1 pseudogene is annotated in these 841 nt (G+C 44.6%); it reads left to right on the forward strand.

Annotation, left to right across the window (positions count from 1 at the left end):
- A pseudogene (locus tag Q4Q57_RS22020) lies at positions 1-841 on the forward strand (IS3 family transposase); the annotation flags it as partial.

Raw genomic sequence — 841 nt, forward strand, 5'->3', positions numbered from 1 at the left:
AAAGCGATTACGTAGAGAAAACAAAGGATTACGAATGGAGAAAGAAATTCTAAAAAAGGCCAGCGCCTTCTTTGCGAAAGAAATGAAGTAAAATTTCGTTTCATCAAACGGCAATCCAACCTGTTTCCTGTAGCACTGTTATGTCGAGTAATGAGTGTAAGTAAATCAGGTTATTACGATTGGCATAAGCGCCCTGCAAACGTGATAAGCCTTGAAACACTGAAGCTTTATCGCCTTGTTCGACAGCTATTTAAGCAAAGTCGAGGCAGCTTAGGGAATCGTGAAATGGTGAAAAAATTGCGCAAGGAAGGCTACCAGGTTGGTCGCTATCTCGTTCGTAAAATTATGCACCGCCTTCGACTCAAAGCAACCCAACGACGTGCTTACAAGGTGACTACGCAGCGGAAACACTCAGATGCAGTGGCAGATAACCTGTTAAACATGAACTTTAATCCAGTATCGGCTAATCAGGTCTGGGCGGGTGACGTGACCTATTTAAAGACGGGTGAAGGCTGGATGTATTTGGCAGTGGTGATGGATTTATATTCACGCCGGATTGTGGGATGGCACATAGATAAACGCATGACCACAGATTTGATATCTAAGGCATTAATAAAAGCCTACAACCTGCGACAACCAGCGCGAGGGCTGGTATTCCACAGTGACCGAGGCTCGCAATATACCAGTAAGCAATTCGGTAGGCTGCTATTGAGCTATGGTATCCGAGCCAGCATGGGTGATGTGGGGGCGTGTTGGGATAATGCCGTTGTTGAGCGATTCTTTGGCAGCTTAAAACACGATTGGATTTTTAAAGTTAATCAACCAACAAGGGAGTTTATGA

This window comes from Shewanella sp. SP2S2-6 (assembly GCF_031931965.1).
Classification (GTDB): Bacteria; Pseudomonadota; Gammaproteobacteria; order Enterobacterales; family Shewanellaceae; genus Shewanella; species Shewanella baltica.